Here is a 19,887-nt window from a genome sequence, read left to right as displayed (position 1 = left end):
AGTAAATAACTTATTTACTGTTTCTTTTTTTGTTCATTTATAATAGGCTGCTGCTCTACTTTTACCTGTGTCGAATCGCTAGGCAATGGTGTTTGTGCTGCTCCATTTTCTGTTTGTTGCTGTTGTACCCTACGCCTTCTCGGCTTGAAAGATTGGAACAAACGTTTCAACGTTGCAGCCTCTTTACTGTATTCTATCCCCACCCCTTGCGTAGTAGGTGCTTGACGATAGAATTGATTATTCATATGGCTATACGCCTTGAGAGTCCATAAAGAGTTTAATTGATACTCTAAATCAAAGTCGCCAATAAGAGAATTGTCAGCAGATGTTGCATGATCTGTACGCATTCCCAAGTTCGTATTAAATGTCAATCTATCATCCAAAAATTTACGAGAAAGATTCACACTCATGTCCATATTCGACAATGAGCCGTCATCAGATTCTACATTAGCACCTATTTGCCATTTATCGCCCAGCATGTTACCCACCAATGCTGTCAATCCTGCCGAAAGGGTACTGGAAGCAAGTGACGACCACAAGCTATTTGTGAAGTTAACCCCACTATTCCCCATACTTGAATAGAATGACCCCGTGGCAACTAAGGACGCAAACTGTCGCACCCTTTGCTCGTCGGTACTAATCAAGCTATTTATCCTCTGTCTTGTGTCGTCATCAGCACCCGGAAGGCTAATATTATAAGACACATCCATCTTATCTATATTGCCCGTTATTTTAAGAATACAATCAACATCTACCTTGGTTGTACTTCCATTAAGGGCAAAACTATTGTCCAAAGTATTCAAGTTGGCTCTTACTCTCCGATAAGCAGTTATATTAAACTTCGTCTTCAAAGGATCTCCTGTAAAATTGAGCTTACTGCCATCCTGTATCTTAAAGTCTAGCTTTTTTATCCCTTGCAGATTGAGTCGAACAGAACCGTCATTCAGTGTATAGTCTCCATATGCAAACATATTTTCACTCTGCATGTCATATGTAAAATCTATTCGTCCTGCTCCTTTGACATGCATTTGATCTCCTGTAAGCGGATCGATTACTATTCCCAGATTAATATCCGGTGTCACATCCAGCCTGATTTTCAATTTAATAGGTAGAGGGGCATCCTTCACGATATTATCAATCGTGTTTTTCAATTTTTCTTCAGGAACATTAATATAAACAATACTCTTGTAATCAGAAGCTTCTGATCGCTGAGGCAATAGAATATTCAGAGTCGAATTTTTATCATTCTTTATCTGCATATCCAAATTTATATTCTTCTCATCACCTGTTATCTTCACCTGCCCGGATGCAAACACCCGACCGTAAAATAAACTGTCTGTACGATGTTCCGTATCTAATACCATCAGCTTATTCATACGCATATCAAGCTGATACTTCATGTCTGCAAAATTCTTGTGAGTCAACGTCGCATTTACATTAGCCGTATTTCCTCGACTATCTTTTAAGGTAAGATTATCAAACCCTATCTTATCGGGACTAACACGTATAGTATCGGATATGGTATAAACCACATTCGTGTAATCGACTCCTATCTGAGTATCGTTGAACCCGAGGAATCCACGAACTTTAGGAGCTTTAGTTGATCCTTCTATCATCAGATTGGTGCTTATGCTTCCATCTATCTTGTTTAGCATATCGGCAACAAAAGGCTGCATCCACCTGAGTGGCATTTGCTGCATTCTGACCTGCAAATCGAGAGAATCCTGATTGGTATACACTGTACCGTCTACCTCTGCAAAAGTTTTATCTCCTTTTTCCAATATAGCATCTAACCTTACCCCTCCGTAGCTATCACTCCAATGGCTATCTACAGTCATTGTTCCCAATGTATCTGCGAATATTACAATGTCTCCTATTTCCAGATTGCGGGTATAGAGTTCAGGTTGATCAAGCATTTTTGTCATCAGCACATTTCCATGTATACATCCCCTGATATTCTTTACATCAAATGCTTCTAACAATTCCCCTATCTCAGCATGGTTGAAGTCAATATTCAAGCTATCGCCTACTTCTCTGGAAATAACTCCGTTTAACCCGATGTATTTTTTCTTGTTGACGCCTATTCCCAAATTGTGAACTTCGGTACGCTCTCCTTTGTTCCAGACTTCTGCCGGAAGTAGATTTAGAGCAAGCTTATCTATCATTATATCAGACGGGCTAACCTTCAGGTAAGAGAGTAATTCATTCTTCTCGTCTCTGCTAAACTGTGCTAATACATCTACTTTTCCCCCAATATCTATATCCGTTTTATTACTCATTACATTGACCACAGAACGCATCACATTATTTGCACCTCTGACATTTAAGGCTAATGAATACAAACCTTTTTGCATAAGAATATCACTTCCGGCCGAAATATTAAAAGCAGAGTCAAGATTTACCACCTCAACAGTCGTACTTTTTATATCATATTCTCCAAATTTGAGATATGGAATATTTCCTTTTGCAGTGATTACATTATCTATTGTATTTATCCTCCCGCTTATACTTGCAGGTTCGATAATATCGACAGGGAGTGATAATATTCGACCCAGCTCTTCGGTATTATTTGCTGTTAGATTGAAAGTGAAATTATTCTGATCTTTTTTTACCCTTTTTACTTTTGGGAAAACTGCCGGAAGATACTTATTCATCAATTCAGAAAATTCGTCCGAAAGAGATGTGAATTTATATTGCCCATCAATATTAGCGGTAAGAAGAGAAGAAGTAAGTTTTATAAACTTATCATTTTCTGTTCTTTTACCCATTTCTAATGTAAACTTCCCGGGCTTGAAATTAAAATTAGCATCATAGAGATTTAGACTGTCAATTACAGCCTTTCCTTCCATCTGATCTATATCCAACCCTTTCACATTCCCTTCCAACACAAGAGATAAACGTGGATTAACCCAGTTTTCATCTTTATAGAAACGATCGATATGTAGTGTATCTACTTTCAATCTCAGATTAATGTCGGGCACTCGTGCCTGAGTCATACTTGCCTTTGCATATACTTTTCCAATCGGAGAATTTACATTTGCCGATGCTCCCATTTCTGCCGCATTATAGTATGCATCGAAAGGAATATTTCGATAAGTATCTTTTCCGTACTCTATAGATGCAATTTCCCCTTGTAGCTGTGCTATCAGTGGTCCTTTTTCTGCCTGTCTTGCTCTCACATCTATCTTAGCGGATAAACGCTTCAACCCCAAAGTATCTCCCAGCAATTTGCCTAGATTGAAGTTCTGAGTGTTTAATGTTGCCGCAACATTGAAGCGTGAAAATATACTATCTGCCCCTCCGCTTGCCTTCGCCGTGATAGCTCCCTGACGACACCAAGCCTCAGCATCCAGCTTAAACTTGCTTAATTGTCCCTTTATATTTCCTTTCAGGTATAGATCTCCAAGCTCTCTGAATATATCAGGAGCTATAAAAGTAGAATCTCCAACTCTCGCAAAAGAGGTGACAGCCGAGGAGGAAGCCTTGAATTTATCGATCGAAAGGAAAATATCAGCACTTCCATATCTCTCGTAATTTGAGATTGAAGCCTTTGCTGCTAATAATGCCTCATTGCCATAAGCAATATTTATATTTTCGATATTTACGGCGGGTAATGTTCCCTTAATACTCGTAGATAGAATAATATTATTTTTCAGAAACTTTAATTGAGGAAGAAAGGATAATAAGTCGATCGGAGATATCTCTGTACTCTCAGTTTGTACTTCAAATTCGGAAGAGGATAAGTTATATCGCACTTTATCGGTTCTGAGATGCGAATTAGGGAGGTTTAAAGATAGATTATCTACCCAAAGTTGCGATTTATCCGAATAAAGTTGTCCCTCCAGCGTTTTGATTTCAAGACCGGTCGTTTCTTTCGCCGATAGATTATTTAAAGCAATATCCAATTTATCGGGGTCAATAGAATTCAGGTCGAGATTAATATTCAGATCGTATAATGAGATATGAGAAGCATTGAATAGGTGAGGCGTTACCGAGTCCGAAAGAACATCATAATTCAGTCTGCCATTTCTTATATCAACATCTGTGATGACAATTTTCAGTGTGCTTTTTGTTGTATCCGTTTTAACCGTATCTCCGGAAAAAGCATCTATAATAAACTGAAAATTGAAATCGCTAACACTATCCTTTTTATTAACGTTGATAAGAAAATCATCGAGGCTTATACTTGTAATGGCTAGTGTATTACTCTTAATTAATTGCCACGGACTTAGTTTTACATCCAAATGTTTGGCATAGAGCAATGTGTCTTTTGCCTGATCTTCTATATATATGCCATTTAGGGTTGCATGATTGAAAAGGCTAAGACGAACTTCATCGATGGAAACTTCTGTTTTGAGTGTATTTTTTAGAATATCTACCGCATAGTTAGCAACTTTCTGCTGAACAAAAGGAATAGAAAGAAGTACATAAAGAAGAATATTAAGACCTATCAGCGATAGAACTATATACATCAAAACTTTGAAAAACTTCTTTATCAAGCTTTTCTTCTTTGGTAATTCTTCGTGTATATGAGTATTCTGATCTATTTCCTCCATACTTATTTCATTTCAGCTTCTGAATCCATTCTTCTTCATTAAATCCTACCAGAACAAAATCTTTTCCTACTACAATCGGACGTTTTACTACCATTCCGTCAGAAGATAGTATATCTATTAATTCTTCTTGCGATGCTGATTTCACCTTCTCTTTGAGATTATTCTCTTTATAGATTCTCCCCGAAGTATTAAAAAATCTGGAAATAGGAAGTCCGCTTTTCTTTATCCATTCAGACAATTCTGCCTTCGACGGGTTTTCTTTGGTAATGTCTCTGTTGTTTACTTCTACATTATTTTCTTTAAGCCATTTAGCGGCTTTTTGGCAAGTACTGCATTTAGGGTATTGTAAAAAGAGTGTTGTTGTCATTGTATATGTCATTTTATATTTGAACAATATACAAAAATAAAAGTTTACGGATGAATAACGTAGTTTAATTAGCTAAAGTTGACTTCTCACGTAATAATTTGTGTATTTTTGTACCTAAAATTAAAAATTACAGCATGATACAATCAATGACTGGTTTTGGCAAATCAACTGCTGAACTTCATAAAAGGAAAATTACTGTTGAAGTAAAATCCTTAAATAGTAAACAACTCGACTTATCGGTACGTTTACCAAATCTGTATAAGGAGCACGAAATGGAAATCCGCAATCTGCTATCTCGCCAACTAGAGCGAGGAAAGGTAGATTTTCTAATATATATAGAAAACATAGGCAGCGAAACCGCTACACAGATCAATCAAAGTATCATAGAAGGATATTATAATCAGATCAAAGAATCTTGCGAAAAGTTAGGGGTTGCTGTTCCTCAAGACTGGTTCCAGGTGCTGCTACGTTTACCGGATGTGTTGAAGTATGAAGCGCAGGAAGTAGACGAAGAAGAATGGCTTATGGTATCGAATGTAATCGGTGAAGCAATTGATCAGTTACATGCTTTCCGCAAGCAGGAAGGTGCAATGCTTCAGAAGCTATTTGAAGAAAAAATATCTAACATAAAAACTCTTCTGACAGATATAGAGCCCTTCGAAGCCGAACGTGTAGACAAAATAAAAGGTCGTATCTCAGAAGCCCTAAAGAAAATAGAGGATTTCGATTATGATAAGAATCGTTTCGAACAGGAGATGATTTATTATATCGAAAAGCTTGATATAAACGAAGAAAAGAACCGTTTGAACAACCACCTTAAATATTTTCTGGAAACAATGACATCAGGATCAGGACAAGGTAAAAAGCTCGGTTTTATAGCTCAGGAAATAGGGCGTGAAGTAAATACGATGGGCTCAAAATCGAACCATGCCGAAATGCAGCAGGTTGTTGTAAAAATGAAAGATGAGCTCGAACAAATTAAAGAGCAGGTGTTGAACGTATTGTAAGGAATAAGCGATAGAATGGGCAAATTAATCATCTTTTCAGCTCCTTCGGGTGCAGGCAAATCAACTATTGTAAACTACTTGCTTTCGCAAAATCTAAACCTCCGGTTCTCTATCTCGGCCACAAGCCGTTTGCCTCGCGGAGAAGAAAAACATGGAGTAGAATATTACTTTCATACACCCGAAGAGTTTCGTCAGAAAATTGAGAATAACGAATTCCTTGAATACGAAGAAGTATACAAAGATAAATTCTATGGAACGCTAAAAGCCGAAGTCCAAAGAATCTTTGATAATGGCGGCAATGTAATCTTCGATGTCGATGTGGTAGGAGGATGCAACATAAAGAAATACTACGGAGATAAGGCGCTGTCTATATTTGTAGAACCGCCGTCCATCAGTGAATTACGCAACCGACTGATAAGCAGAGGAACGGATTCTCCCGAGATAATAGAAGCAAGGGTGGCAAAAGCAGAATATGAAATGACCTTCGCTTCTGAGTTTGATGTTATTATCAAGAATGACAATCTGGAAGAGGCAAAAGCAAAAGCATTACAAGTGGTAAAAGAATTTCTTGCAACATGAAGATAGGCATATTCTCCGGCTCATTCAACCCTATTCACGTAGGACATCTTATTCTGGCAAACTACATTGTAGAATATACCGATATAGAAGAAGTCTGGCTACTGGTAAGCCCTCTCAACCCTCTAAAATCGGTAGATGAGCTCTCGGATAAATATGTACGCTTAGAAATGACGAAGCTGGCCCTGGAGGGATATCCCAAAATAAAGGCGAGCGACTTTGAATTCGATCTACCCAAACCATCATATACGATCAATACGCTGGATGCTTTGAAAGTAAAGTACCCCGAGCATGACTTCACACTCGTTATTGGTGCTGACAATTGGGCTATCTTCGAAAGCTGGCATGAAACGGATAAGATTCTCGAGAATTATAAACTTAAGATATATCCTCGCTTAGGCTTTCGAATAAAAATACCCGATAGATTAAAGCAAAGGGTAGAAACCTTAGACTCGCCAATCATAGAAGTATCATCAACCTTCATACGTGAGGGCATAGAGGCAGGTAAGAATATGCGTCCTTTTCTTACCGAAAACGTATATGATTATATAATAGAGAAAGGACTATATAAACACTATAAAAATGAGCTATAAGGAAGAATTATCGAAAGACTTACTGATTCGTCAACAACGCTTGCAAAGTGCCATGCAGTCGATGAATATTGAAGGCTGTATATTGACTACTGCCGTAAATGTATTCTACATGACCGGAATGGTATATAATGGTTACTACTATTTACCGATAGAAGGACAACCGGTACATTTCGTAAAGCGCCCCGAAGATGTCAGTTTCGATAATACGATCTATATCCGCAAACCCGAACAGATAACTGATGAGCTAAAGAATCTCGGACACTCCATTCCTCAATCCGTCTTGATTGAAACAGATGTGATTTCCTTCGGTGAATGCAGCCGTTTACTCAATACATTCGGGCTGAAGGAAGCTGCCAATGCATCTACCCTGATGCGTAAAGTACGCAGTGTAAAAACCGAGTTCGAGTTGGAGCAAGTAAGGCTTTGTGCCCGCAATCATGAAGCCGTTTACAAGATGATCCCTTCTGTTTATAAAGACGGCATGACGGACATAGAGTTTCAGATAGAAATAGAACGTCTGATGCGTCTGCATGGATCATTAGGACTTTTTCGCAGCTACGGAGGAAACATGGATATCTACATGGGTAGCCTTCTTACAGGAGAAAATGCAGAAGCTCCATCTCCTTTCGACTTTGCTCTTGGCGGAGCCGGAACAAGCCCCATTTTACCTTTAGGTGCGTCGGGTCAAAAGATAAAGAAAGGGAATACCATTATGGTAGATATGGCCGGAAACTATACCCCATGGATGACAGACATGACCCGTGTGTTCTCTGTAGGCAAGACTCTCGATCTGGCTTATCGTGCACATCAGGTCTCTATAGAAATCAGCAATAAGGTAATGGACATCGCAAAGCCCGGCGTAAGCTGCGCCGAGTTATACAATATCGCGATGGAAGCGGTGGTTAAGAACAATCTGGAACCTTACTTTATGGGAACAAAGCAGCAAGCTAAATTTGTTGGTCACGGTGTAGGATTGGAGATTAATGAGCCTCCCGTATTAACCCCTCGTTCTAAAGAACTGCTGGAGCCAAACATTGTTTTTGCCCTCGAACCTAAATTTGTGATTCCTGAGGTAGGAGCTGTAGGTATTGAAAATACATACTTGGTAACTCTAGATGGTCTTGAGAAATTGACAATACTGGAAGAAGAAATTATAGAACTTTAATCGCTGATTTCTTTCTCCATTTAAAATATACACAGGGCTTAGAGCAGATGCTTTAAGCCCATTTTTATATCTCACACCGTCGCTACTATCGACTCACAGCTTTATGCTTGCTCCTGCGTCGATCGTCATATACCGAAACAAATCCGAACATGCCGCAAGCAGAAGCGATTAACAATATAGGAGCAAAAAACATGGCAGACTGCAAAGCATCTTTCCCTGCTGCAAAATAGACAACTAAAGCAACTATCGCAATCAGGGCATACATCACACCAAAAATGGCAAACATATTCCCGATGAAAGGGCTTGAGCTTTGCACTTTAGCCTTCTCATGCATTAATGCTTTTTCGGCTTCTATCTGATGCATGATCCTGTATTTAAGATTATCGCTTGCTTTCATTCTAGTGCCCGAAAGAAGCTCTCTTATTTTATCATCCTGCATATTCATATCGTTGTATTTATATTTTTTATTATTATTCATCAATTCCATATTCTAATATCTCTAAGAGGTTTCGTGCCGCATCATCTGTTCCAGAATATCTGCGAAACGCTTTCGTGCCCTATGCATCTTCACTTTCACATTTACATCTGTCAGCCCGGTTATTTGTGCTATTTCTTTCACCGAGTTATCTTCCAAATAGTATAATGTGAGCAAAAGCCCTTCATCTCTAGGCATCTTATCCATAGCCTCATTTACAATAGCCTTCCTCTCGTTATCCTCTACCTGAGACATTGTATCCCAATCCGAGAAAGAATTATCCAAATCAATCTGTTTATAATCAACAAACTCTGCATTGTAAACCGTATTACGGGTTTCTGTAATTGCCGTATTATAAACAATCCTGTAGAACCAAGTCGAAAACTTACTGTCAGCTCTAAATGTATGCAAATTATGAAAAGCCTTAACAAAAGCATTCTGCACAATATCTTCTGCATCCTGCCTGTTACCACATACACGATAGGCTATAGTTATAGCCATATCCTGATATGTGTCTACAAAATACCCGAAGGCAGACGTATCTCCCTTCAGGACTTTGTGTATAAGTTGCTTTTCATCCATCCTTATTCAGCGTCTTCAAATTCTTTCTTGTCTTTCACCACCAAGTAAAACACAACGTAAGCAAGACCAAGGAACAACAGCACGCTACTGCTTATTACCAGATATTGAAAATCTAAAGACAAAGCAAAGTTTGGTGCGATGAAAACCCCTAAAGCCAACCCGATAGCGATTCCGACACACAGAAAACCATTGCGAAGAGATCTGTATTTGTTCGGAGCTGTTTTTACTTCAGGTGGAGGTATAATCCCTTGTTTCGCCAATTCCATACGAACTTTCTTATCCGAAGATAAAAGTTTTAAAAGAACCATTCCACCTAAAACGACCGGCAATCCTACTGCACATAAAATTGCAATTATTGGTACTAATTCACCCATGATATTTCTATTTTTTGTTGTTAATAATCTGTTTTCGAATATATGACTACACATAGTCTCATGTGGTTACAGATTTTATGTAATATTTTTCTGAAATCGTTATTTTACCCTTTATCTCTATATTTTCCTACCCAAAAGGTGACAATAAAACAAATCACAAAAAAGCACACAAATATCTGATAACAAAACATATAAGGCCATAAAAATAATAAAAAGGTGACAAAAGTGACACTTTTTGATATGTTTTGTATCTGTCACTTTCTACACACTAAAAAAGAGAATACAATATAAGACAATTTTATATTATTCTCTTTGTAGCTATTAAACAAATACTAAAAGAAATTTAGAGATGCTGCACCTAAAAATAAAATAGCCGCAGGAGAAACCTCCCACGGCTATATGCTATATAATAGAAATCTATTAGTTCAGATTCAGTTTTTTGGCAAGTGGAGCTGGAACAGCAGCCTTGTTAACCATTATATTGGTTGTTTTGTACTTCACAAATGTTTCTGAAGCATACCATATTCCTTTATATTTACCTGCTTCACCCCATGAGTTTTTCACAAGATAATATTTTGTACCATTCTGATCTTTTACAATCCCGAATATTTGCATACCATGATCATCGGTAGTTTCCTGGCTATCAAATGCAGCCTGACGCATTGCTTGTGTAACTACTTTTTCTTTTACAGGACCTTGATCTACTTTTGCTTTCAAACGGGTAGTTTTTTCGCTTTTTGACAATCCTAACCAATGAGCCTGATCTGAACCAATGTTCTCTGGAGCCTCATCATCGGGGATAACAGCGATACCATTGCGAGTAAATCCTATTTCGCTTACATCCGAAGCCCATGCCACAGTGTAACCGTTATTTATTGCATTGTCTATTACTTGTATCATTTCATCCATAGGTACGTTATACGACAGAGCCCAACGCCAGTTGTCAGGTATTTCTATAGCAAACGGAGCATAGAACGGATGATGTGTGAATGAAGTGATAGACACATAATTTTTGCTTGTAAGCCCTAAAGATTGAGCTAAAGACTGCGGAGTATATGTTTTTCCTTTGTATTGGAATTCTTTTGGCACAGCACCCAGATAAGCATCCAACACACTGTTGAAACCAACACCCCATACCGGAGAAATGCGGCTTGATTTTTTGTCGGCAATTCCTTTTACATAACCACTCAATGCAGCTTCCAATTCACCATGATTATGAATAGTCTCACCATAGTTAAGACCGGCATACACTTCATTAGGAACTACGCCATACACATCCAAAGTTTCTACAACATCGGCAAATGCACCACCTTGTGCAAAGTTTAGATTACCTCCTACTCTTACATACTTATCCGCTTTATCGGCATAATTACGACGAACAATATACATCTCAGAAAGATCGTGATCTCCTTTGTTCATTTTAAGGAGCTCCGATTCAAGAAAAGCTACTCCCGAAAAGCTCCAGCAAGTTCCGCTATTCCCCTGATTTTTGATCGATGTTATCGGGTTTTGTTTCACCACAGTGAACTCATACCCTGTGTTTTCTTCCTGAGCAAAAACAATCAGATTGATAAGCAGGAATAAAGGCAAAATAAGTAATTTTCTCATAACAAGTGAATGGATTAAAATTTATTTAAAATTGAGCACATTATTGTTCTATTTCTCGGGTTACTTTATTCTCATCCCTCTTCAGCTCGGGATAGGCAACACGTAAGTGACGCATGCTGACCAACTTGTCGCAAAACACTTCTTTCACCTGTTCTATATCCTTAAAGGTAATCGGGGCATTCTTGAACAAACCATCACTCAGCTGAGAATCGATAAGGCGGTTTACCAATTCGGTAATGGCTTCTTTCGTATTCTCCTTAAGGCTTCTCGATGCGGCTTCCACGGTATCAGCCATCATAAGGATAGCCGTCTCACGTGTAAACGGATTTGGTCCGGGGTAAGTAAAATCTTCTTCATCAACGATTTCGTCAGGATGATTATTTACATACGAATTATAGAAATATTTTGCTTTCCCTTTACCGTGGTGAGTTTCTATAAAATCTATTATCTGTTGCGGCAAGTTATTCTTTTTAGCTATTCTTACTCCTTCAGCTACATGATCTATTATAATGCGGGCACTCTCTTTTTCTGTCAGTCCGGCATGTGGATCGATTCCCTCAACCTGATTCTCTGTAAAGAAAATCGGATTTACCATTTTACCGATATCATGATACAAGGCTCCTGTACGCACCAGCGTAGCATTAGCTCCGATACGATGAGCAGCAGCCACAACCAATGTAGATACCTGCATAGAATGTTGGAATGTACCCGGAGCAACCTCCGAAAGTTGCTGTAAGAGAGGCCTGTTTGTATTTGAGAGTTCTATCATACTCACCTCCGACATAAAGCCAAAGACTCTTTCGCAAACATAAACCAGCAGATAAGCAAAAGTGACAAAAACAAAGTTGATACAGAAATAGATGTAAACCCTCGAATTTTCTTTTATCAACGCTATATCTCCTTCGGTACATAAAATCCAGCCCGTAAACGACACAATATATGTAACGAGTATCAGCAGGGCACAGACAACCAGCTGAGAACGCTCAGATAGATTCCGCAAGCTAAAGATACACATATATCCCACCAACATCTGAACGGTGATAAACTGAGCCATCTGAGCCAGAGGAAACATAATGGCACATATCAGTATTGTAATGGTATGCGTGGTAATAGCTGTACGCGAGTCTATAAATGTACGTATGAGAATGGTAGGTATAGCGAAAGGAATGACATACATCAGAGTAAACATCTTCGAGTCGCCCATTATTCCCGTTATCACCGGGAAAATAACAACCATAAGCAACATAAAGATGACATTCTTTTTATTTCTGTACTCCTCAATACGATAGAAACGAAGATAAATCATCAGAGCCATTATGAAGAGCGTAATCATAACCAACTCACCCATGATAAGCCATCCCGGTTTAGACTTTGTACCTACCTTTCCTTCTGCTTCTTTAATGTAAGAATCCAGAATATTTTTGAGGCGTGCATCTACAATCTCCCCCCTGTCTATAATTTTTTCGCCATATTGTACTTCTCCGTCATACAAAGAAACCTGTTGTAGCATATCATTCTTGATACCCAACGACATTCTCTCGTCGTATATAATATTAGCTATCAGATAATTGTTGAGGTTAAATGTTTTGAGACGCCCTATATCAATATGGGCAGGAGCATCATCAATTATCTTTTCGTAAGCCTGACGTGGTGTATAGAAGGATGCAATATGCCTGGTTGCAGCAATTTTGTTTGCTGTTTCGCTGCGAAGTATCAATTGCTTCTTATTGAGTTCCTGAATACGCTCATAATCTTCGGCAGAGATCACTCCGGCTTTGTATATCTCTGTAAACTTCCTGTTTATATAGGTTATATAATCCTCGGGAATACTTCTTGCCCTAGCATCCTGAACAACCTGAGATATTGCTTTTTTCTCGATTGTCGCATCTGCCAGATAATAGGGCTGATAAGTCTGCATGATGCTATCTTTCTCCTCTTGTATCTGTGCATCAGACTTATGTATATGAAACTTAAAGGGTGCTGTTAGCAAGCCGTATTGCCATGGCCGATTATCTTCATAACTGTATTTATATTTACCCTCGCGCGGTAAAAAATATACAATAATAATGATTGCAGCGATGAACAAGACAGATGTAGGTATCTTTATCTTGCTGATATAATAGTCGATTTTTGCCATAAAAAACTATGGTTTAGATTACAAATCTACAAGATTATTTTTATTCTAAGAAAAGATACAGGCCAAAATAAAGCCTCTAAAGATTGATTACCGCCATTACTCGCTTCACAACCCCGGCATTGGAGCGTACATAATTACCGGCATGTAACCCGGCAGCATTGAGTGTTCCGTCATACTGAAGGAACTCATCCATCAAACCACGGAATGCCTGATAATCAGAAATAGAGTAACCCCCTCCACATTCTATCATTTGCTGAGCTTCACGGAACTTTTTAAAATTCGGGCCAAATATTACAGGTAAATCGTAAACTGCAGCTTCTAATATGTTATGTATACCAACACCAAACCCTCCTCCTACGTATGCTACTTGTCCGTAGCTATATATAGACGAAAGGAGTCCGAAATTGTCAATAATCAAACAGTCATAGTCTGCCATCATACCGGGCGTTGCCCTCGAATAGCGGATATGAGGACGTTGCAGGTTGCTTTCGATGTACTTCAAGTGAGCTTCATCAATCTCGTGCGGAGCTATTATCAATTTAAGGTCTGTAGTCATATTAAAGTATGGGATCAGTATATCCTCATCCTTTGGCCAGGTGCTTCCGGCAACAAATATCTTCTCATTCTCAGACTTGGCTTTCTTCTCGAAAGCCTCGGCTATAGGAAGTTGCTTGGCTTGTTTTTGAATATCCAATACTCTATCGAAACGGGTATCTCCACAAACGTCAACATTTGTGATACCTATATTTGATAATAGTTTCCGAGAGTTTTCATCCTGCACGCATATACATGTATATTTTTTCAGCAACTTGCGCATATCGCTTCCATACCAACGGAAAAATATCTGATTGGGACGAAAGATCGCTGAAACCATGTACACCGGAATATTCCTTTTATAAAGCTGATTTACAAAATTGTACCAGAACTCATATTTTATAAATATCGCCATCTTGGGCTGAACAATCTTTAAGAAACGCTTTACGTTCCGTTTCTTATCAAAAGGCAAATAGCAAACCACATCTGCCAGCGGATAATCTTTTCTTACTTCGTAGCCCGAAGGAGAAAAAAAGGTAAGCAGTATTTTATATTCAGGGTGTGTTCTTTTCAGCTCTTCCATAATCGGACGGCCTTGTTCAAACTCGCCTAAAGAAGCTGCATGAAACCAAATATATTCAGCATTTGCATCTATGTTCTGCCTCAATATCCGATAAGTTTGCTTGTGTCCTACAATCATCTTTCTGGCTTTCTTGTGGAAAGGAGAAATAAGACGGACAATCAACGCATATAGATATATAGCAAAATTGTAAAAAAACAGCATCTTCTTGTTATTTAATATTTAAGATTGCCTTTTCGAGTCGGGCTATTGTTTCTTCTTTCCCAATAGTTGCCGTAATATCAAACATATGAGGGCCTTTCGACTCCCCTACAACAGCCAGACGGAAGGCATTCATTATATTGCCGAGATGATAGCCTTTCGATTCAATCCAGCCTTTCACTATTTCTTCCTGATTGTGAGAAGAGAAATCATCAATTCCTTTCAGAACTTCTGCCAACTCGCTCAATTGAGATGGTGACTCTTCTTTCCAACGTTTTTTGACAACCTTCTCATCATAAGCAGTTGGAGCCACAAAGAAGAAAGAAGCCTGATCCCACAATTCTTTTACGAAACTTACTCGTTCTTTTACCAGACCGACAACTGTTTCTATATATTGTAACGGAGATTCTATCCCTTTATCTTGCAGTATAGGATAAAAAATTGCGGCAATCTCGCTATTTGGTCTCAATTGGATGTATTGGTGATTGAACCACTTTCCTTTTTCATAATCAAATTTGGCTCCGCTCTTACTACATTTTTCCAATGCAAAAAGTTGAATAAGTTCTTCCATCGACATTATTTCCTGATCATTCCCCGGATTCCATCCCAGAAGAGCAAGGAAATTGATTACAGCTTCGGGCAAGTAGCCACTTTCACGGTAGCCTGACGAAATCTCACCACTCTGCGGGTCTTTCCATTCTAATGGAAAAACAGGAAAACCTAAACGGTCGCCATCACGCTTGCTCAATTTTCCATTTCCTTCGGGCTTCAACAAAAGCGGAAGGTGAGCAAATTGAGGCATAGAATCTTCCCATCCAAAAGCCTTATACAATAATACATGCAAAGGGGCTGAAGGCAACCATTCTTCGCCACGGATGACGTGTGTTATCTCCATCAGGTGATCGTCTACGATATTCGCCAAATGATATGTAGGTAAATGATCTGCCGATTTATAAAGAACCTTATCGTCGAGCACCGATGAGTTGTATTTTACTTCGCCACGAATAACGTCATTCACCAGCACTTCTTGCCCTGCTTCGATCTTGAATCGGACTACGTACTGATTGCCGGCATCTATGAGTGACTGTACTTCTTCTTGAGAGAGGGTCAACGAGTTTCGCATCTCTCCCCGTGTAGAAGCATCGTACTGAAAGTTACTCACAGCTTCACGCTTAGCCGTGAGTTCTTCGGGAGTATCGAAAGCAATATAAGCTGCTCCTTTTTGGATAAGTATATCTACATATTTTTTATAAATCTCTTTTCTCTCCGATTGCCGATATGGAGCATGAGTACCTCCAATATGAGTACCTTCATCAAACTTTAAACCCAACCATGTGAGAGCTTCGATGATATATTCTTCTGCACCCGGCACAAAACGTTGCGAATCGGTATCTTCTATACGAAGGATAAAATCTCCGTTATTTTTTTTTGCAAAGAGATAATTATATAATGCCGTACGTACCCCGCCAATGTGAAGTGGTCCGGTCGGGCTCGGTGCAAAACGCACCCTAACTTTTTGAGACATACTTTATTTTTTTTAAAGAGGCTACAAAATTATACAAAATATTGCAATATAGTAAGAATAGTGGCAGAAGAAATAAAAACAATGCCGGAGATGAAAATAAAAAAAGCCGGAAATTTGATTTCCGGCCGTATATATTCACTAAATTACGATTATCTTCTTTGAATACGTCCTCTACCTGAGGTATTTGCCTGAATGTCTTTATATTTAAGATTTACAATATCTACATTGGCATTTCCCGAGCTAATAACCGAAATACTCTCAACCGATCCTGCCAACACAACATTAGAGCCTCCGCTTACCGCCACACTTGCAGCCCTCGCACTCTTTATATCCAAAGACGAAGTACTTCCACCGGAGGAGGCAATATTTAACTTTTCTGACCTCACTTCATTTATATTATAACGAGAGCCACCCGAAACAGCAATATTAGATACCCTCGACTCCAGTCTCTTTATATCAAAACTAGAACCTCCTGAAGCTGCAATAGATATTCCCGTCTTATTTTTGAGTTCGTCGGTAGAAAACTTTGATCCACCCGAAAGTGCTATAGATTCTATATTGTTTGCTGTAAGATATACTTTCACTCTCTTATTGCTTTTACCTTTTCTATTCACTTTCAAAATACCATTTTCTACATATACATTTATAGGCTCCGGGCTATCTATTTGCGCAGTATAGCTTCTTCCGTAAGAGAAATAAATCTCAATACCCGACTTAACTTCAATACCGCTATACGGACTCAGATTTATTTTTTCAACATGTGAAGTTTTAGACGATCCGCACGAGACGAACAATACGATGATACTTAATATAGAGATACCGATAAATTTCATAATATTCATTTCTTGTTTGTTTTATTTTATTTTTACATCTGCATAATTGCTCGATACAGTAATGGTAGCTGTTGGTCTTTTAGTCCCTATCTGCCCTTTTTTGGTAACTGTAGTTGAGGTTTCGGTTTGCTCAGTATATTTCACCGTATATTTTTTCGACACAGTCATATCTCCTTGAACCAACACAACATTAAATGAAGCTCCTACGTTATCGGGAACGCTTAATACCACATCAGAGTAGTTTCCTTTTACATTGATATTTGTATTTGGAGATATTGAATTAACCTTTACATCAGAATAGTTGCAAATTACATTCATTCTGGAGCGGAGGTTATCAATCGATATGTCGGCATAATTAAATTTACCATCCATCTCTCCCAACGAGCCTATTTTAAAATCGCCCGAGGTAGAAGACAACTGAGCCGAAATAGCTTGCACATCATTCAATACAAAGTCACTATAAGCTCCCGACAAGTCTAGTCTATTCGCCTTATCTATCTTTACTTTCGAATAAGAAGTCGACAAAACGGCATCCTGCAATTTGCTTATCGTCACTTTTCCATACTTATCCTTAATGGTTGGTCTGGCTCCCGAAAAGCTTTCCGCATCGAAGGTACTATAAGACAGATTGGCTGAAAAAGGTGCATTGAACTCATTCATTTTTAATCTGCCATATTTTAGATCTACATTAAGTTTAACATTGCGTGGAATACTTATCACTAAGTCGATTTGATTTGCACTGGAGCCGAGACTAGCTATAGCCAACACTCCTTTCTCCTCTGAAATTCTAACAGGATTTCTCCGATTAAGTTTGTTAAAATATTGAATTTCTAACTCCACATTCCTCGATCGGGATTCCCTTACAAATATATTCCCATATTTATGAGAGATATCAATTTCTGAAATGTTAGAGTACGTTTTAGTCTCAATTCGATCGGGAGTTTTTCCTTTCTGATTATTTGAAAAGACACTCAAATTATCATTATTGGATCTGGACTTCAGATTTTTACCCAATTCCGACAATCTTTCTTTATTCACTTTCAAGTTTCTCTCCAATTCCTTAAGGTTTTTGACACCGGATTTTTCAAAATCTTCCTTCCATGCCAACCACTGGGTAGTATCAAAGTTGAAGTCAAACTTATAATCAAGATTAAGGGCATCGAAGTCCAAATTCATATCCGGAATCTCTATGTTCGGAATTTCTATATTAAATCTTCCTTTTCCATTAATAGAGTCTTGAGGCAGATCACCCTTTATCTTTTCCGATGCTCCTAATTGAATTAGAGCAAGGCTGCACAAACCGATAAACAATATATACTTTTTCATCCCTTAATTATATTAGCATTTGGTATATTTTCCTAGTTTTTGATCTATATTCTCGAGTACATGGATATTCGTTCTATAATGTTTCACCAAAAAATGAATAGCCATATCCTTATCTTCATTTTTAGAGATTTCGTTGATAAAATCATTATTACCATCTATTATCCTCTGTATATCCTTGGTCAGTCGCGCCTGATTTTCGGTATCTGTATATGCCAGTTTACACATTATATCGGCAATCTTAGCTTCCATTTTCTGATTATAATAATCATTTGTTGTTTTAAATTCATCTGTTGCTCCAATGACCTCCGGTGCAGGAATATTTCCTCCTGTATTGTCAGGTGTAGAGAATCTAACAACAACGGCTATTAGTATGGCAATGGATGCCGCCACAGATATGGCACTTATAAACCGTACCCGTTTCACTCGTTTTTCGTTCTTCAAGCTTTCTTCATTCTTACTTTTCAATAGAGCTTCGAATCGCTCCATGTGTCCGAATGATGGTTCTTGGTCATCAAACAAGTCTCTGTTTTTATCTATTTTTTTTCTTATGTCATTCATACCTTCCCTCCTTTTTTAGACGAGTTCCAATAATTTTTGTTTTGCCCTCATATATTGTATACGCACCGTTCCGGGTGCTATATTCAGAATTTCACTAATCTCTTCGTGGTCATACCCTTCTATAAGGTAAAGATTTACAATCAACCGGCTCGACTCCGGCAGCTTCGTTATTGCAGTTTTGACCTGCTCTACACGATCCAATATCTGCTCCCACTCTTCGCTATCATCCGAGTCTACTATATCATAGTTGATATTCTCGTTGAAATCGACAGTCTCCAAGTTTCTTTTCCTCAGCTTGTCAATAGATGTATTAATGCCTATCCTTACAAGCCATGCCTCGAAAGGAACTGAATTTTTATAGTTATCCAAACTCGAAAATGCTTTCAGAAAGCTCTCTTGCATTGCATCCTCTGCTTCGAGACTATCATACAGAACCCTATAGCATGCATTATAAACTCTCTTATAAAAAGTAGAGTAAATCTGCATCTGAGCCAAATGTTGACCCTTTCTACACTGATCTATAATATTAGAATCGAAGCTTATCATTTAATGTTTTAGGTTACCCTTCTAATAACATCTACGAATCGAAAATAGAAGTGTTACAAAAAAAAGAATTATTTTTCAAGAAAATGATAAATTTAAGAATTAAGCATTCAATAATAATTCAAATTCCTCCGTACTTCTATTTTTCTCATAATTAAAAAGGAATTGTTGTCGCATTCGCTCTTATTCATTTTTTTAACCACAGAGTAAAAAGAGTAACACAGAGTTTTTCGCAATACAACAAATATCTCATTAATTTTTTACCAGTTACTTAATTAGAAAAGTAATAAATAAATTTTATGTAAAAGCAGGCTGCATGTAACCCCTAGTCCCTTACCCTTAATCAC

General features: G+C 38.2%; 17 protein-coding genes. 4 read left to right on the top strand and 13 right to left on the bottom strand.

Translation table 11 applies throughout. The features are described from left to right. Window positions 1–14: 14 nt before the first annotated feature. Both HMPREF9456_RS01600 and HMPREF9456_RS01595 read right to left on the bottom strand, forming a co-directional pair. Complete coding sequence (locus tag HMPREF9456_RS01600; protein ID WP_006841699.1) at window positions 15–4,556, bottom strand: translocation/assembly module TamB domain-containing protein; 4,542 nt, start codon at window positions 4,554–4,556, stop codon at window positions 15–17. A gap of 7 nt (window positions 4,557–4,563) precedes the next feature. Continuing rightward, window positions 4,564–4,923 (bottom strand): arsenate reductase family protein, encoded by a 360-nt coding sequence (locus HMPREF9456_RS01595; RefSeq protein WP_006841698.1) that lies wholly within the window; start codon window positions 4,921–4,923, stop codon window positions 4,564–4,566. A 134-nt stretch (window positions 4,924–5,057) separates the two neighbouring features. On the opposite strand from HMPREF9456_RS01595, the gene HMPREF9456_RS01590 reads away from it, so the two are divergent. The 4 genes from HMPREF9456_RS01590 to HMPREF9456_RS01575 are packed head-to-tail and all read left to right on the top strand — an operon-like array spanning window position 5,058 to window position 8,264. After that, on the top strand, window positions 5,058–5,930 hold the full coding sequence (locus HMPREF9456_RS01590; protein ID WP_006841697.1) for a YicC/YloC family endoribonuclease: 873 nt from the start codon (window positions 5,058–5,060) through the stop codon (window positions 5,928–5,930). A gap of 15 nt (window positions 5,931–5,945) precedes the next feature. Beyond that, window positions 5,946–6,509: a guanylate kinase gene (gene gmk / locus HMPREF9456_RS01585; protein WP_006841696.1), complete on the top strand. Its 564-nt coding sequence runs from the start codon at window positions 5,946–5,948 to the stop codon at window positions 6,507–6,509. Further along, window positions 6,506–7,099: a nicotinate (nicotinamide) nucleotide adenylyltransferase gene (nadD, locus tag HMPREF9456_RS01580; protein ID WP_006841695.1), complete on the top strand. Its 594-nt coding sequence runs from the start codon at window positions 6,506–6,508 to the stop codon at window positions 7,097–7,099. The genes gmk and nadD overlap by 4 nt, the downstream gene beginning before the upstream one ends. Continuing rightward, a complete protein-coding gene (locus HMPREF9456_RS01575) occupies window positions 7,089–8,264 on the top strand; it encodes a M24 family metallopeptidase (RefSeq protein ID WP_006841694.1) in 1,176 nt (391 codons plus the stop codon). The genes nadD and HMPREF9456_RS01575 overlap by 11 nt, the downstream gene beginning before the upstream one ends. Before the next feature lie 85 nt (window positions 8,265–8,349). Here the strand turns inward: HMPREF9456_RS01575 and HMPREF9456_RS01570 are convergent, their stop codons facing one another. The 11 genes from HMPREF9456_RS01570 to HMPREF9456_RS01520 all read right to left on the bottom strand — a co-directional run bounded on the left by HMPREF9456_RS01570 (window position 8,350) and on the right by HMPREF9456_RS01520 (window position 19,543). Continuing rightward, window positions 8,350–8,742 carry a hypothetical protein gene (locus HMPREF9456_RS01570; protein ID WP_245530975.1) on the bottom strand — a complete coding sequence of 131 codons (393 nt, stop codon included), beginning with the start codon at window positions 8,740–8,742 and terminating at the stop codon, window positions 8,350–8,352. Between the two features lie 21 nt (window positions 8,743–8,763). Continuing rightward, entirely contained in the window at window positions 8,764–9,321 is a 558-nt protein-coding gene (locus HMPREF9456_RS01565) for an RNA polymerase sigma factor (protein WP_006841692.1), read from the bottom strand. Between the two features lie 2 nt (window positions 9,322–9,323). Further along, window positions 9,324–9,695 (bottom strand): DUF6249 domain-containing protein, encoded by a 372-nt coding sequence (locus HMPREF9456_RS01560; protein WP_245530974.1) that lies wholly within the window; start codon window positions 9,693–9,695, stop codon window positions 9,324–9,326. A gap of 420 nt (window positions 9,696–10,115) precedes the next feature. Further along, window positions 10,116–11,303: a C1 family peptidase gene (locus HMPREF9456_RS01555; protein ID WP_006841690.1), complete on the bottom strand. Its 1,188-nt coding sequence runs from the start codon at window positions 11,301–11,303 to the stop codon at window positions 10,116–10,118. Window positions 11,304–11,343: 40 nt separating this feature from the next. After that, entirely contained in the window at window positions 11,344–13,440 is a 2,097-nt protein-coding gene (locus HMPREF9456_RS01550) for an HD family phosphohydrolase (RefSeq protein ID WP_006841689.1), read from the bottom strand. Between the two features lie 76 nt (window positions 13,441–13,516). After that, window positions 13,517–14,758, bottom strand: a complete 1,242-nt coding sequence (locus tag HMPREF9456_RS01545; RefSeq protein WP_006841688.1) for a 3-deoxy-D-manno-octulosonic acid transferase — start codon at window positions 14,756–14,758, stop codon at window positions 13,517–13,519. Between the two features lie 7 nt (window positions 14,759–14,765). Further along, the gene (gltX, locus tag HMPREF9456_RS01540) at window positions 14,766–16,280 is read right to left on the bottom strand and encodes a glutamate--tRNA ligase (protein ID WP_006841687.1); all 1,515 of its coding nucleotides are present in this window, start codon (window positions 16,278–16,280) and stop codon (window positions 14,766–14,768) included. Between the two features lie 149 nt (window positions 16,281–16,429). Next, entirely contained in the window at window positions 16,430–17,122 is a 693-nt protein-coding gene (locus HMPREF9456_RS01535) for a GIN domain-containing protein (protein ID WP_006841686.1), read from the bottom strand. Window positions 17,123–17,134: 12 nt separating this feature from the next. Next, window positions 17,135–18,439 (bottom strand): DUF4097 family beta strand repeat-containing protein, encoded by a 1,305-nt coding sequence (locus HMPREF9456_RS01530; RefSeq protein WP_006841685.1) that lies wholly within the window; start codon window positions 18,437–18,439, stop codon window positions 17,135–17,137. Window positions 18,440–18,451: 12 nt separating this feature from the next. Then, window positions 18,452–18,997, bottom strand: coding sequence for a hypothetical protein (locus tag HMPREF9456_RS01525; protein WP_006841684.1), 546 nt, complete (start codon window positions 18,995–18,997; stop codon window positions 18,452–18,454). Window positions 18,998–19,012: 15 nt separating this feature from the next. Continuing rightward, window positions 19,013–19,543, bottom strand: coding sequence for an RNA polymerase sigma factor (locus HMPREF9456_RS01520; RefSeq protein WP_006841683.1), 531 nt, complete (start codon window positions 19,541–19,543; stop codon window positions 19,013–19,015). Window positions 19,544–19,887: the final 344 nt, after the last annotated feature.

The organism is Dysgonomonas mossii DSM 22836, assembly GCF_000213575.1.
Classification (GTDB): domain Bacteria; phylum Bacteroidota; class Bacteroidia; order Bacteroidales; family Dysgonomonadaceae; genus Dysgonomonas; species Dysgonomonas mossii.
The sequence above is the reverse complement of the archived record's forward strand: the minus strand, read 5'-3'. Positions and strand labels throughout refer to the sequence as shown.

Excerpts from the sequence above, each read along its gene's own strand:
- HMPREF9456_RS01600 (WP_006841699.1), bottom strand. The coding sequence starts at position 4,556 with ATGGAGGAAATAGATCAGAATACTCATATACACGAAGAATTACCAAAG.
- HMPREF9456_RS01595 (WP_006841698.1), bottom strand. The coding sequence starts at position 4,923 with ATGACAACAACACTCTTTTTACAATACCCTAAATGCAGTACTTGCCAA.
- HMPREF9456_RS01590 (WP_006841697.1), top strand. The coding sequence starts at position 5,058 with ATGATACAATCAATGACTGGTTTTGGCAAATCAACTGCTGAACTTCAT.
- gmk (WP_006841696.1), top strand. The coding sequence starts at position 5,946 with ATGGGCAAATTAATCATCTTTTCAGCTCCTTCGGGTGCAGGCAAATCA.
- nadD (WP_006841695.1), top strand. The coding sequence starts at position 6,506 with ATGAAGATAGGCATATTCTCCGGCTCATTCAACCCTATTCACGTAGGA.
- HMPREF9456_RS01575 (WP_006841694.1), top strand. The coding sequence starts at position 7,089 with ATGAGCTATAAGGAAGAATTATCGAAAGACTTACTGATTCGTCAACAA.
- HMPREF9456_RS01570 (WP_245530975.1), bottom strand. The coding sequence starts at position 8,742 with ATGAATAATAATAAAAAATATAAATACAACGATATGAATATGCAGGAT.
- HMPREF9456_RS01565 (WP_006841692.1), bottom strand. The coding sequence starts at position 9,321 with ATGGATGAAAAGCAACTTATACACAAAGTCCTGAAGGGAGATACGTCT.
- HMPREF9456_RS01560 (WP_245530974.1), bottom strand. The coding sequence starts at position 9,695 with ATGGGTGAATTAGTACCAATAATTGCAATTTTATGTGCAGTAGGATTG.
- HMPREF9456_RS01555 (WP_006841690.1), bottom strand. The coding sequence starts at position 11,303 with ATGAGAAAATTACTTATTTTGCCTTTATTCCTGCTTATCAATCTGATT.
- HMPREF9456_RS01550 (WP_006841689.1), bottom strand. The coding sequence starts at position 13,440 with ATGGCAAAAATCGACTATTATATCAGCAAGATAAAGATACCTACATCT.
- HMPREF9456_RS01545 (WP_006841688.1), bottom strand. The coding sequence starts at position 14,758 with ATGCTGTTTTTTTACAATTTTGCTATATATCTATATGCGTTGATTGTC.
- gltX (WP_006841687.1), bottom strand. The coding sequence starts at position 16,280 with ATGTCTCAAAAAGTTAGGGTGCGTTTTGCACCGAGCCCGACCGGACCA.
- HMPREF9456_RS01535 (WP_006841686.1), bottom strand. The coding sequence starts at position 17,122 with ATGAATATTATGAAATTTATCGGTATCTCTATATTAAGTATCATCGTA.
- HMPREF9456_RS01530 (WP_006841685.1), bottom strand. The coding sequence starts at position 18,439 with ATGAAAAAGTATATATTGTTTATCGGTTTGTGCAGCCTTGCTCTAATT.
- HMPREF9456_RS01525 (WP_006841684.1), bottom strand. The coding sequence starts at position 18,997 with ATGAATGACATAAGAAAAAAAATAGATAAAAACAGAGACTTGTTTGAT.
- HMPREF9456_RS01520 (WP_006841683.1), bottom strand. The coding sequence starts at position 19,543 with ATGATAAGCTTCGATTCTAATATTATAGATCAGTGTAGAAAGGGTCAA.